Source organism: Enterobacter cloacae complex sp. IR5412, from assembly GCF_049237385.1.
Taxonomy (GTDB): Bacteria; Pseudomonadota; Gammaproteobacteria; order Enterobacterales; family Enterobacteriaceae; genus Enterobacter; species Enterobacter intestinihominis.
On sequence record NZ_JBMKHQ010000002.1, the window covers coordinates 465,784 to 478,343 of the forward strand.

Annotated in this window: 14 protein-coding genes and 1 tRNA gene; 10 read left to right on the forward strand and 5 right to left on the reverse strand. The window is 55.6% G+C overall.

Going from position 1 to position 12,560, the window contains the following annotated elements:
- The first annotated feature begins 47 nt into the window (after positions 1-47).
- Genes ACOTX2_RS05950 through ACOTX2_RS05960 form a run of 3 tightly spaced genes read left to right on the forward strand, consistent with a single transcriptional unit; the run spans position 48 to position 2,916 of the window.
- On the forward strand, positions 48-1,055 hold the full coding sequence (locus tag ACOTX2_RS05950; RefSeq protein ID WP_046618412.1) for an ABC transporter substrate-binding protein: 1,008 nt from the start codon (positions 48-50) through the stop codon (positions 1,053-1,055).
- Positions 1,052-2,083, forward strand: a complete 1,032-nt coding sequence (locus ACOTX2_RS05955) for a FecCD family ABC transporter permease (protein WP_038415793.1) — start codon at positions 1,052-1,054, stop codon at positions 2,081-2,083. Before ACOTX2_RS05950 ends, ACOTX2_RS05955 begins: the two co-directional genes overlap by 4 nt.
- A complete protein-coding gene (locus ACOTX2_RS05960; RefSeq protein ID WP_226856320.1) occupies positions 2,080-2,916 on the forward strand; it encodes an ABC transporter ATP-binding protein in 837 nt (278 codons plus the stop codon). The genes ACOTX2_RS05955 and ACOTX2_RS05960 overlap by 4 nt, the downstream gene beginning before the upstream one ends.
- On the opposite strand, the gene ACOTX2_RS05965 is transcribed toward ACOTX2_RS05960, so the two are convergent.
- Positions 2,903-2,990 (reverse strand) — tRNA-Ser (locus ACOTX2_RS05965). The two genes, ACOTX2_RS05960 and ACOTX2_RS05965, sit on opposite strands and share 14 nt — an antisense overlap.
- 144 nt (positions 2,991-3,134) lie before the next feature.
- The gene (locus ACOTX2_RS05970; RefSeq protein ID WP_045623328.1) at positions 3,135-4,763 is read right to left on the reverse strand and encodes an ABC transporter substrate-binding protein; all 1,629 of its coding nucleotides are present in this window, start codon (positions 4,761-4,763) and stop codon (positions 3,135-3,137) included.
- Between the two features lie 270 nt (positions 4,764-5,033).
- On the opposite strand from ACOTX2_RS05970, the gene yccA reads away from it, so the two are divergent.
- Complete coding sequence (gene yccA, locus ACOTX2_RS05975; protein WP_003858127.1) at positions 5,034-5,693, forward strand: FtsH protease modulator YccA; 660 nt, start codon at positions 5,034-5,036, stop codon at positions 5,691-5,693.
- Between the two features lie 88 nt (positions 5,694-5,781).
- Positions 5,782-6,111 (forward strand): sulfurtransferase TusE, encoded by a 330-nt coding sequence (gene tusE, locus ACOTX2_RS05980; protein ID WP_003858129.1) that lies wholly within the window; start codon positions 5,782-5,784, stop codon positions 6,109-6,111.
- Here tusE and yccX read toward each other — a convergent pair.
- On the reverse strand, positions 6,108-6,389 hold the full coding sequence (gene yccX / locus ACOTX2_RS05985; protein WP_003858131.1) for an acylphosphatase: 282 nt from the start codon (positions 6,387-6,389) through the stop codon (positions 6,108-6,110). The two genes, tusE and yccX, sit on opposite strands and share 4 nt — an antisense overlap.
- Before the next feature lie 93 nt (positions 6,390-6,482).
- Here yccX and rlmI point away from each other — a divergent pair, with 93 nt between their 5' ends.
- Both rlmI and hspQ read left to right on the forward strand, forming a co-directional pair.
- Positions 6,483-7,673 (forward strand): 23S rRNA (cytosine(1962)-C(5))-methyltransferase RlmI, encoded by a 1,191-nt coding sequence (gene rlmI / locus ACOTX2_RS05990; protein WP_022647663.1) that lies wholly within the window; start codon positions 6,483-6,485, stop codon positions 7,671-7,673.
- Between the two features lie 60 nt (positions 7,674-7,733).
- Positions 7,734-8,051, forward strand: a complete 318-nt coding sequence (gene hspQ / locus ACOTX2_RS05995) for a heat shock protein HspQ (protein WP_003858136.1) — start codon at positions 7,734-7,736, stop codon at positions 8,049-8,051.
- Positions 8,052-8,083: 32 nt separating this feature from the next.
- Here the strand turns inward: hspQ and ACOTX2_RS06000 are convergent, their stop codons facing one another.
- Positions 8,084-8,497 carry a CoA-binding protein gene (locus ACOTX2_RS06000; RefSeq protein WP_023299748.1) on the reverse strand — a complete coding sequence of 138 codons (414 nt, stop codon included), beginning with the start codon at positions 8,495-8,497 and terminating at the stop codon, positions 8,084-8,086.
- 171 nt (positions 8,498-8,668) lie between these two features.
- Between ACOTX2_RS06000 and csgI the strand changes: the two genes are divergently transcribed.
- Both csgI and mgsA read left to right on the forward strand, forming a co-directional pair.
- Positions 8,669-9,331, forward strand: a complete 663-nt coding sequence (gene csgI / locus ACOTX2_RS06005; RefSeq protein ID WP_045308867.1) for a curli synthesis inhibitor — start codon at positions 8,669-8,671, stop codon at positions 9,329-9,331.
- A gap of 80 nt (positions 9,332-9,411) precedes the next feature.
- The gene (gene mgsA, locus ACOTX2_RS06010; protein WP_003858146.1) at positions 9,412-9,870 is read left to right on the forward strand and encodes a methylglyoxal synthase; all 459 of its coding nucleotides are present in this window, start codon (positions 9,412-9,414) and stop codon (positions 9,868-9,870) included.
- A gap of 53 nt (positions 9,871-9,923) precedes the next feature.
- On the opposite strand, the gene helD is transcribed toward mgsA, so the two are convergent.
- Positions 9,924-11,978, reverse strand: a complete 2,055-nt coding sequence (helD, locus tag ACOTX2_RS06015) for a DNA helicase IV (protein WP_063147649.1) — start codon at positions 11,976-11,978, stop codon at positions 9,924-9,926.
- Between the two features lie 122 nt (positions 11,979-12,100).
- On the opposite strand from helD, the gene ACOTX2_RS06020 reads away from it, so the two are divergent.
- Positions 12,101-12,547, forward strand: a complete 447-nt coding sequence (locus ACOTX2_RS06020; RefSeq protein ID WP_022647660.1) for a YccF domain-containing protein — start codon at positions 12,101-12,103, stop codon at positions 12,545-12,547.
- Positions 12,548-12,560: the final 13 nt, after the last annotated feature.

A 12,560-nucleotide genomic window follows, 5' to 3' on the forward strand; every position in this document is an offset into this window, starting at 1 on the left:
ACAATATATGTATTATGTTATAACATAACAATTTGGGATTGTGTTCTATGTTACTTAAAAAAGGGTTATTTCTGGCTTTATTGCTCTCCACGGCGCCTGCCGCTTTCTCAGCAACCTCCTGGCCCCTCACGATTGAAAATTGCGGCGTAAAGCAGACCTTTGCGCAGGCTCCTCAGCGCGTCGTGACCGTGGGACAGCATGAAACAGAATTACTGCTCGCACTGGGGCTGGAGAAAAAGATCGCCGCAACGTCGGTCTGGTTCGGCAAGCTCCCGGATCCGCTGGCAGATGCCGGGAAAAATATCCCCCGGCTTGCAGATAATTCCCCCTCCTTTGAAGCCGTGGTGGGACAGAAACCTGAGCTCGTTCTCGCGCAGTATCACTGGCACATTGGTCCGCAGGGAGAAGTGGGAACCCGTGAGCAGTTTGCCTCGCTGGGGATTAATACGTGGATCTCTCCTGCCGACTGCACGGATAAAGCGGTGACGGAAAAGTCAAACGCAGACGGAGCACGCAGCGCGCCGTTTTCGCTGGCCGAAATCACACGGGAAGTGACAGATCTGGCGACGATATTTGATGTTTCCGCGCGAGGTGAGCAGCTTAATCATACGCTGACGGAACGTATCAAAAAGGCCAAGGCGCGCGTCTCAGCGAAACCGCTTCGCGTCGTATTCTGGTTCTCAAGTAGCCGTCTGAATGGCGATCCCTGGGTGGCGGGGAATTACGGCGCGCCTGGCTGGATCAGCCGCACGCTGGGGTTGAAGAACATTATTGACTCTCATGACGAATGGCCGGCTGTAACCTGGGAACATATTGCCCAGTCGCAGCCGGACGTGATTGTTATCGCCGGGATGTCCCGCAGGCTCTACCCTGCCGATGACGTTGAAGTAAAAAAAGCATTCTTGCGTAATGACCCGGTGACGAAGAACATGCCTGCGGTCAGGAACAACCACATTATTGTGGTGCCGGCAATGTCGTTAAACCCTTCATTACGTAACGTCGATGCGGTTGAGCTTATCAGCGATCGGCTGGCTTCTTTCCAGGATGAACAATGAGTCATTTCGCTTTTGACCGCCGCCAGCAAGGTTTACTGGCAGCAGGCGTCATGGCGCTGCCGCTAATGCTGGTTTTTGCCGCCAGTATCGGTGATATGCCGGTGTCGTATGCCAGTACCGGGAAAGCGATCCTCAACGGACTGGGTTTGACCTCTTATGCGTTGCCACAAACGGAGGAGGGTATCGTCTGGCAATATCGCATGAGCCGGGCAGTGATGGCCGCGTGCAGCGGCGGTGGCCTGGCGCTGTGCGGGCTGGTGTTACAGTCGATCCTGCGTAACCCTCTGGCTGAGCCTTATCTGCTGGGGATTTCCGCGGGCGCCTCGCTGGGGGCCGTCTGCGTGATGCTTCTCGGCATGGGGGGAAGCGTGATTGGCGTGAGCAGCGGTGCGTTTGTCGGCTCCTGCGCCGCCTTTGCGCTCATCATGGTGATTACAAACGGGATGAGTGAAAGCCCGTCGCGCATTTTGCTGGCCGGTATTGCGGGCACCCAGCTCTTCAACGCCATGACCGCGTACGTCGTCAGCACGTCCGCCAATGCCGAGCAGTCCCGTAGCGTCATGTTCTGGCTGATGGGGAGTCTGAGCGGCGTGCGCTGGCCTGACGCGCTGCTGGCGCTGGCCGTTACGCTTGCGGGTTTACTGGTGGTATTGCTCTTTTCCCGGGCGCTGGACACCTTCACCTTCGGGGATGAGGTCTCCACCACGCTGGGGATCCCGGTTACCGCCGTGCGTATTGTCTTATTGCTGACCTGTGCCGTTGTCACCGCCACGTTGGTGAGCGCTACAGGCGCAGTGGGGTTTGTCGGGCTGGTCATTCCCCATGTGACGCGCATGCTATGCGGGCCGGGCCATCGCCGCTCGATCCCGCTGACGTTTCTCATCGGCGCCCACTTTATGATCCTTGCCGATATCGTCTCACGCACGCTGATCGTGCACCAGGTTCTGCCCATCGGGGTGGTGACTGCGCTGGTGGGCGCCCCCGTCTTTGTGGCGTTGCTTTATCAAAACCGAAAGGAGCATCCATGAATATAACAGTGGCCGGGTTAACCGTAACCCGACAGGCGCAGACGGTGCTTAAGGATATCGATCTCGACCTGCCATCCGGGCAGATTGTCGGCCTGTTAGGGCCAAACGGCTCAGGCAAGTCGACGCTGCTGCGCTGCCTCGCCGGGCTGTTTCCACGACACAGCGAACGTGTTGCGCTTAATGGCACAACGCTTGGCTTGATGCCGCTGAAAATACGGGCGCAGCACATGGCGTTTGTCCCGCAACATGCTGAGGTCGACGGGGAACTGACCGTTGAGGATATGGTCAGGCTGGGGCGTACGCCCTACCGGAAAACATTCCAGAGAACCACGCGCGACGATGAGGCTGCGGTTGAACAGGCGATTGGCCTGATGCAGTTATGCAGCTTACGCCAGCGGCGATGGCACTCTTTGTCTGGCGGAGAGCGCCAGCGAAGCCAGATAGCCCGCGCGCTGGCCCAGCAGCCGCAGGTGCTGTTGCTCGATGAACCGACAAACCACCTGGACATTCAGCACCAGCTGGACCTGATGCGGCTCGTTTCACAGCTGCCGCTTACGGTGGTGGTTGCACTGCACGATCTCAATCTTGCGGCCAATTATTGCCAGCGTCTGATCCTCCTGAAGGCCGGGCAGATCGCAGCCACGGGTGCGCCCGAAGCGGTGCTGACGCCCTCGAACATCGCGGATACATGGTGCGTAAAAGCTCAGGTCTGTAAGGCCGACGCCGGGATCACGATAAGCTATAACATGGGTAACATGGCGGAGAGCCAGAACAAAAGCAAAAACCCCTGCGATATTGCTATCGCAGGGGTTTCGAATTTGGCGGAAGCGTAGAGATTCGAACTCTAGAACCCTTTCGGGTCGCCGGTTTTCAAGACCGGTGCCTTCAACCGCTCGGCCACGCTTCCTAAGTGAGGCGAACTATAAACACCTCACCGCGCGCTGTAAAGGGTGCGCGCATTCGTTCGCTTTAAAAATAGCCAAAATGCGTTTAATCGGTTGAATAGACAACAGATTGGCCGTTTTACCAGCATAATATCCACCGCGGATCGTTAGTGCTTTTTGATGTACATATCTTTGGTGTAGTAGTAGCCAAGCTTATCCGGCGTGAAGCCCCCTACCCACGGTTTCACCAGGTGCGTGCGCACGTAGTGATAGACAGGGATCGCCGGCACATCGCGCCCCAGCAGATCTTCTGCCTGCTGGTAGAACTTACCGCGCTCCTCCGCCGTTTTCGCCTTCGCCGCATTCACCAGAGCCAGATCGTATTCCGGATTGCTGTACTGAGTGGTGTTTTGGCTGTCACCGGTACGGAAGTTATTCAGGAAGGTTGCGGCGTCATCGTAATCAGCAATCCAGGCGTAGCGCACCGCGTCAAAGTTATGGGTGTGCATGGTATCAAGCATGGTTTTCCACTCCTGGTTTTGCAGCTTCGCCTCTACGCCGAGGTTCTTCTTCCACATCGAGCTGGCGGCAATCGCAATACGCTGGTGCGATTCCGAGGTGTTATAGAGGAGATTAAAGCTGAGCGGATGGCTGTCGTTAAATCCGGCTTCGGCCAGCAGTTTTTTCGCCTCGGCAATGCGTTTATCCATCGGCCAGCTGGCGTAATCAGGGTTCTGTAACTTGACGCCGCCAATATCCGGCTGGCTGATGAGCCATGCCGGGCGTTGCCCCTGCCCTAAAACTTTCCCGGCGATAATATCTTTATCCAGCGCCAGATTCAGCGCCTTACGCACGCGGGCGTCGCTGAACGGCGGCCGGGTGGTGTTGAATTCGTAATAATAGGTGGCAAGCTGCGGCGATACGTCCAGCTCGTTCCCCAGCGTTTTCTTCAGCTGAGCAAACTGGTTGATCGGCACCGTGTAGGCGATGTCGATTTCGCCCGCTTTGTAGCGGTTGACGTCAGCGGCTTCGGAGGAAATGGGCAGATAGGTCACCTTGTTGATGACGGTATGTGCGTTATCCCAGTATTTCGGGTTTCGCACCGCCACAATGCGTTCGTTCACCACCCACTGTGACAGTTTATAGGCCCCGCTGCTGACGAAGTGCTCCGGTTTGGTCCACTTATCACCGAAACGACCTACCAGGACTTTATCTATCGGCACCAGAGACGGGTGAGCCAGCATCGCCAGGAAAGCAGCATTTGGCTGGGTGAGCGTCACTTCCAGCGTGGTGTCATTGATGGCTTTCACGCCCAGCGACTCGGGTGCTTTTTTGCCTTCTGCGATATCAGTGCCGTTGACGATACGCATACTGCCGGGATAGCTGGCATACGGAGAGACGGTTTTCGGGTCGACCAGTCGCTGCCAGCTCCAGACGACATCTTCCGCGGTGATGGGGGTGCCATCGCTCCAGGTTATGCCCGGGCGCAGATGGAAAGTCCAGACGGTGTTATCTTTATTTTCCCATTTCTCCGCCAGGCGCGGCTGAATTTCACCTGCCGGAGAGACGCTGACCAGCCCGTCGAATAAATCGCTGATAATATTGAATTCGACATCGCTTTCGACTTTATGCGGGTCGAGCGAGGCGGGTTCACTGCCGTTGTTCCTGACCAGTTCCTGCTTATCTGCCAGCTGGGTTCCTGCTGGCACGTTAGCCGCCCAGGTTGCCGTGCTGGCGCACAGGACCCCTGCGGTTAACAAAGAGAGCGTAAAGTGCATGCGTGTTTGTGGTTTCATTTCCTTCGCCTTATTGTCTGTTTTTATGACGATCCGGAAATAACTCTTAGCGGCCTTAGGGAAATAACGCAATATTTTTCAGTGACCTATAAGAGGTTGATCTGAATACGCCTTGCATACCGCACTTCATTCTGAGTACAAAGGCTTTACCAGAATAAAAAACCAGCATAATCCCTAAGGGGCTGAGTAAAGATGGGTAAAACCACTTTGCGTCTGCCGCGCCGTTTCCTATTCTTTGCGCTAATTACATCTGTCATAAGAGAGTGACTCATGGATCGTATAATTACTTCTTCACGCGACCGCACATCGCTACTCAGCACCCATAAGGTGCTGCGCAATACCTATTTCATGCTCAGCCTGACGCTGGCGTTTTCGGCGATCACCGCGACGGCCAGCACCGTACTGATGCTGCCTTCTCCGGGCCTGATCCTGACGCTGGTGGGTATGTATGGTCTGATGTTCCTGACCTATAAAACCGCGGATAAACCGGTGGGTATTCTCTCCGCTTTCGCCTTCACCGGCTTCCTGGGCTACATCCTGGGGCCAATCCTGAACGCCTATCTGTCTGCCGGAATGGGCGACGTGATTGGTATGGCGCTGGGCGGTACCGCGCTGGTGTTCTTCTGCTGCTCGGCCTACGTGCTGACCACCCGTAAGGACATGTCCTTCCTCGGCGGTATGCTGATGGCGGGTATCGTGATTGTGCTGGTCGGTATGCTGGCGAACATCTTCCTGCAATTGCCTGCTCTGCATCTGGCAATCAGCGCGGTGTTTATCCTGATTTCATCCGGCGCAATCCTGTATGAAACCAGCAACATCATTCACGGCGGTGAGACGAACTATATCCGCGCCACCGTGAGCCTGTATGTGTCGCTGTACAATATTTTTGTCAGCCTGCTGAGTATCCTGGGCTTCGCCAGCCGCGATTAACTCACCGTGCTGTGAACAAAGCCCCGCTTATGCGGGGCTTTGTTTTTTTGGTAGACTGAGGCGGTTTTTGACTAACGCGTGAATGAATATGTTGAGTTTTGAAGGCAAAGAGATCGAAACCGATAATGACGGTTATCTGAAAGAGAGCAGCCAGTGGAGCGAAGCGCTGGCGGAGAAAATTGCGGAAAACGAAGGAATTACCCTCTCCCCGGAACACTGGGAAGTGGTGCGCTTTGTGCGCGAATTCTACCTCGAATTCAACACCTCTCCGGCTATCCGCATGCTGGTCAAAGCCATGGCGAATAAATTTGGCGAAGAGAAAGGCAACAGCCGTTATCTGTATCGCCTGTTTCCGAAAGGCCCGGCTAAACAGGCGACAAAAATTGCCGGCCTGCCAAAGCCGGTAAAATGCATTTAATAGCGAATACTGAAGTCAGCGTATTCCCGGCCGGGTTGATGCGGTTCCGTTAGCACCTTATCAACCCGCGCGCTGCGCGGTCCGCCCGCTTTCAGCCACGCCACCAGCTTCTCTACCCGATCCGCCTCACCGCAGGCCACAACCTCCACGCTGCCATCATCCATGTTACGCGCATACCCCGTCAGTCCGAGCTGAAGGGCTTCGCGCTGGGTGCTGTAGCGGAATCCGACGCCCTGTACAAGGCCATGGACCCAGGCAATGGTGCATACATTTGACATCATCCTTCTCCTTATCCGACTGGCGCGTTGCATTTCCTCGCTGAAGTCGGGAAAATGGCGGCCATTTCATTGGAATCGACAGAATAGCAAATTATGAGTGTACGTTTAGTGTTAGCCAAAGGGCGCGAGAAGTCATTACTGCGCCGCCATCCCTGGGTCTTTTCCGGCGCGGTTGCCCGCATGGAAGGTAAAGCCAGCCTCGGTGAAACCATCGATATTGTTGACCATCAGGGGAAATGGTTAGCACGCGGCGCATACTCGCCTGCATCTCAGATCCGCGCGCGCGTCTGGACGTTCGATAAAGAAGAAGCCATCGATATCGACTTCTTTGTCCGTCGTCTGCAACAGGCGCAGCAGTGGCGCGAGTGGCTGGCAAAGCGTGACGGGCTGGACAGCTATCGTCTGATTGCCGGTGAATCCGACGGGCTGCCGGGCGTGACCATTGACCGCTTCGGCAATTTCCTGGTGTTGCAGCTGCTGAGCGCCGGGGCGGAATACCAGCGTGCCGCGCTAATTAGCGCCCTGCAAACCCTGTGCCCGGAATGTGCCATTTACGACCGCAGCGACGTGGCGGTACGTAAAAAAGAGGGCATGGAGCTGACGCAGGGCCCGGTCACCGGCGAACTGCCGCCTGCCCTGCTGCCTATCGAGGAGCACGGCATGAAGCTGCTGGTGGACATCCAGGGCGGCCATAAGACCGGTTATTATCTCGACCAGCGTGACAGCCGTCTGGCAACGCGCCAGTACGTTGCCGATAAGCGCGTGCTGAACTGCTTCTCCTATACCGGCGGCTTTGCGGTCTCTGCCCTGATGGGCGGCTGTGCCCAGGTTGTGAGCGTCGACACCTCACAGGAAGCGCTGGATGTGGCGAAACAGAACGTTGAGCTGAACAAGCTGGATCTGAGCAAAGCGGAGTTTGTGCGCGACGACGTGTTCAAACTGCTGCGTAAATACCGCGACCAGGGCGAGAAATTTGACGTTATCGTGATGGACCCGCCGAAGTTTGTAGAAAATAAAAGCCAGCTGATGGGCGCCTGCCGTGGCTATAAAGACATCAACATGCTGGCGATCCAGCTGCTGAACCCGGGCGGCGTTCTGCTGACGTTCTCCTGCTCTGGCCTGATGACGACAGATTTATTCCAAAAAATCATCGCCGATGCCGCAATAGATGCGGGTCGTGATGTACAATTTATAGAGCAGTTCCGTCAGGCCGCCGATCACCCGGTGATCGCTACCTACCCGGAAGGGCTGTATCTGAAAGGGTTTGCCTGTCGCGTCATGTAACTTGAAAAGAGAAATATTGCCCGCACATAGTGTGTATGTAATGTTTCCCGGGAGGTGACTATGATTGCCAGCAAATTCGGTATCGGCCAGCAGGTCCGCCACACCTTGCTTGGATATTTGGGTGTGGTCGTGGATATCGACCCGGAGTATTCCCTTGATGAACCGTCAGCAGACGATCTGGCCGTTGACGCAGAGCTTCGCGCCGCGCCCTGGTATCATGTGGTTATGGAGGGCGACGATGGTCAGCCTGTCCATACCTATCTTGCCGAAGCGCAGCTGAGTGGTGAACTACAGGATGAGCATCCGGAACAACCCACTATGGACGAGCTTGCTCAGACCATCCGCAAACAGTTACAGGCGCCCAGACTGCGTAACTAAAGGTGTAAAAAAGCCCGTCAAGCGGGCTTTTTTTATTTTGCCAGCCCCAGACGGGGGATGTCGATTGCCGGACAGCGATCCATCACCACCTTCAGCCCGGCATCGCGTGCCAGCACGGCCGCCTGCTCATTAATCACGCCCAGCTGCATCCACAGCGTTTTCGCGCCGATGGCAATCGCCTCCTGCGCCACGCCCCAGGCCGCCTCTGAATTACGGAAAACGTCCACCATATCCACTTTTTCCGGCACGTCCGCAAGCGTCGCATAGCCCTGCTGACCCAGCAGCGTTTTCCCCGCCACCTTCGGCGAGACCGGGATCACGTGATATCCCTGGTCCAGAAGGTATTTCATGACCCGATAGCTTGGGCGATCCGGTTTATCGCTCGCGCCGACCAGCGCGATAGTGCGCGTGGACGTCAGAATCTCGATAATGTCGTTCTCTTTCATGCTGTTCCTCCTGGTTTTTTTCAAAGTGTACGTCAAAGCGGACATCTCAACCACGCATCCCATACAGAAGTATGAGGGCAAAACGGCAAAATATGTCTATATGTTAGTAAACGTGTTTATCGAAAAATTTTGATACATTCTTACCAGGTAGTTTGTCTACAGGAGTCTGCTATGAAAACCGGCATTGCCTGGGCTGTGGTTGCGTTAATCATGCCGGTTTGTGTTTTCGCAACCACCCTCAGACTCTCAACCGACATTGACCTGCTGGTGCTGGACGGGAAAAAAGTCTCCAGCTCCCTGCTGCGGGGCGCAGACAGCATCGAGCTGGATAATGGCCCGCATCAGGTGGTTTTTCGGGTTGAAAAGACGATTCGCCTCGCCGACAACGAACAGCAGGTGTACATTTCGCCTCCGCTGGTGGTCAGCTTTAATACCCAACGCATCAGCCAGGTCAATTTTCGTCTCCCGCACTTTGAGACAGAAAAAGAGTCACTGGCATTTGATGCCTCACCGCGCATTGAGCTGGTGGACGGGGATTCTATGCCCATCCCGGTAAAGCTGGATATCCTGGCGCTGACAAAAAGGCCAAAAGGAACAGATTACGAAGCGGACACGGAGATCTATAACAGAGCCAGCAGGCGCGCCTCCCTGCCCCAGTTCGCCACCATGATGGCGGATGACAGTACCCTGCTTTCGGGCGTATCGGAGCTGGATGTACTCCCTCCTCAGTCGCAGACTCTTACTGAGCAACGCCTCAAATTCTGGTTCCAGAATGCCGATCCGGACACGCGCGCCCGTTTTCTGCAATGGGCGAAACGACAACCTTCGTCGTAAGCCACATTTTTTCGTCCTTTCTCTTGCAGCATCAGTCAGTTCCCGTCATCGTGTAGCGAGGTAACCTCACGGATAAGATTATGGAACTGACAACACGCACACTTCCGGCGCGCAAGCACATTGCTCTGGTTGCGCACGATCACTGTAAACAAATGCTGCTTAACTGGGTTCGTCGCCATCAGCCTCTTTTACAGCATCATGCCCTTTCTGCCACGGGAACAACCGGCAACCTGATCCACCGCGAAACCGGTCTGGAAGTGAATGCCATGCTGAGCGGCCCGATGGGGGGTGACCAGCAGGTCGGCGCTCAGATTTCGGAAGGTAAAATTGACGTTCTGATATTCTTCTGGGATCCGCTGAACGCGGTTCCGCATGATCCGGACGTTAAAGCGCTGCTGCGTCTGGCGACGGTATGGAACATTCCGGTAGCCACCAATCTTTCAACGGCAGATTTCATCATTGAATCGCCGCAGTTTAACGATCCGGTGGAGATTTTGATCCCGGATTATCAGCGTTATCTTGCGGAGAGACTGAAGTAGTTTTTTGCCCGGTGGCGCTGCGCTTACCGGGCCTACAGAATTTGCCCGGCGCGTTACGGCTTTCTCGCCACCGGCACGTCAATACTTTTCAAAATATCGACAAACACCGACGGCTCCTCTTTGTTGAACAAGAGCCACACGCGATGGCGCGCGCGGGTTATCGCCACGTACAGTAAGCGCCGCTCCTCTGCATCCGGGAAATCTTCCGGAACAGGCAATAACGCCTCTTCCATCACGGATTCCCGCGCCGGTGCCGGGAAACCGTCGCTCCCCTCTTTCAGCCCCACCACAATTACGTAGTCGGCCTGCTGCCCTTTACTGGCGTGAATGGTCATAAAATCGAGCTGTAGTTTTGGCCAGCGCGTTGCCGCTTTTTCCAGCGCCGTCGGCTTGAGGTGGTGATAACGCGCCAGGACCAGAATCCGTTCATCCGGTTTCGCATAGCCGCTCAGTTTATCCAGCAGCGGTTCCAGCTGATCGTCCGCCAGCAGCGTGACGGCCTTTTTATCCCCCGACGTCAGGCTGTTAAGCGGCTTCGACAGCTGATGTGGGTTCTGCTGAATAAAACGGTTGGCAATTTCACCAATCCGCGAGTTGAAGCGGTAGGTGGTGTCCAGATCGCTGCGATCGCCTTCCCCAAAATAGTGATGGAAGGCCGTCGTGAGGGAAAGTTGCGCCCCGCTGAAGCGGTAGATAGCCTGCCAGTCATCGCCCACGGCAAACAGCGACGTGTGTTTATTCTGCGCCCGCAGCGCCGAAAGCAGCGCAGCGCGCTGCGGCGAAATATCCTGAAACTCATCCACCAGAATGTGTTTCCACGGGCTGACGAAGCGCCCTTTCTCCAGAATGATAATGGCCTGATGGATTAGCCCGGAAAAATCGACCGCGTTTTCGTCTTTCAGCGCGGTTTTCCACGCTTTCAGCATCGGCGCCATCAGTTTAACCCGCTTAGAAAACACGGCGCGGATCGACTCCGGTGCGCTTTCTATCATCTCCGCCTGAGAGCCGCCGTGCATGCGCATCAGGCTTACCCACCGGTCGAGACGAGAGCCCAGCCGGCGCGCCAGCTTTTCATCCTGCCAGAAACTGCCCTCCGGCACCTCCCAGTTGAGTTCCTCTTCAAGCCACTGACGCCAACCTTTCGCCTGCGCCTTTTTTTCACTGCACTGCTGACGCCATGCCTTGATAAACAGCGCCTGGCGAGCCTGAGCATCATTCTCCAGCTTGCTGACAACAGGGACTTTTTTGCTGCCCTGTTGAATGATGTGTAAAGCGAGGGAGTGGAACGTGCGCGCCGAGATATCCTGGGTATGCAAACGCGCCTGAATGCGCTCATCCATCTCCTGCGCCGCCTTGCGACCAAAAGCCAGCAGCAAAATCTGGTCGGCAACTGCCTCGCCCGTTGTCAGAAGCCAGCCCGCGCGCGCCACCAGCACCGACGTTTTGCCGCTCCCTGCGCCTGCCAGCACCAGTAAAGAGTGCTCGCCATTCACCACTGCGCGCGCCTGGGCAGGATTGAGAGGCGATGATTCCACCGTACTGAAGAAATCGGCATATTGCGTAAGCATCGCCTCAGTCCAGGCCTGGTTATGCGCCAGACGGCTTTTCTCGATATCGCTAAGCCAGGCCTGACACTTCCGCCACGCATCGCGACAGTTATCAAATTCCTCAAGCCGCGCCACCGGTATAGGCAATGCCGTCAGCGCCTGGGTGATTTTTTGCTGAAGCCCGGCGGTTTGCTGGCGCGTCAGCCACTTCTGCTGCGTATTGCTTAGCGCGATATCGTCCAGCACCTGATGCAGCACCTGTGCGGCAATCACGCTCATCTCCTGGCTCCACTGGTGCCAGCGCGTGTTCAGATGATGGTGGAAGCGTTGGGTTTCCGCCCACTCGGTCCCGTGGAGTCGCACCACTTTCTCTGCCGGCAGAACGAACTCCAGCTCCCCCCATACCAGCCCTCGTTTACAGTGAATGGCCAGTAGCTGATTAAACGGAATAAGGTATTCGTGGCGTTCACCGGAGACTTTCACTCCCGCATTAAGAAGCACAACCTTGTCGTAAGGGTGCTGCGCCAGGCGTTTGCCCATTGAAGTTGCTTTCAGTTCCATATCCTGCCGGATCCACGAGGTCATAATTTGTCAGACAGTTTAACTGCCAGTTTTAAGGTGCTCCAGCCCAAAAAAACGTTACAATCACCGGGCGTTAATCATATCGAAGGAAATGAGGGTTTATGCGTACCGTTCTGAATGTGTTGAATTTTGTCCTTGGCGGTTTTGCCACCACCCTTTCCTGGCTTTTTGCCACCCTGGTGAGCATCGTGCTTATCTTCACCCTTCCGCTGACGCGCTCCTGCTGGGAAATCACCAAACTGTCCCTCGTTCCTTATGGAAATGAAGCCGTGCACGTGGATGAACTGGAGCCGGAAAGAAAAAATGCTCTGATGAATACCGGCGGCACGCTGCTGAATATTTTATGGCTAATCTTCTTTGGCTGGTGGCTGTGTCTGATGCATATCTTCGCCGGTATCGCCCAGTGCATTACGATTATTGGCATTCCGGTTGGCCTCGCTAATTTCAAAATTGCCACCATCGCCCTGTGGCCGGTAGGACGCCGAGTTGTTCCGGTCGAAGTCGCGCAAGCCGCGCGTGAAGCCAATGCCCGTCGTCGTTTTCAGTAATAAGGACTGGCCG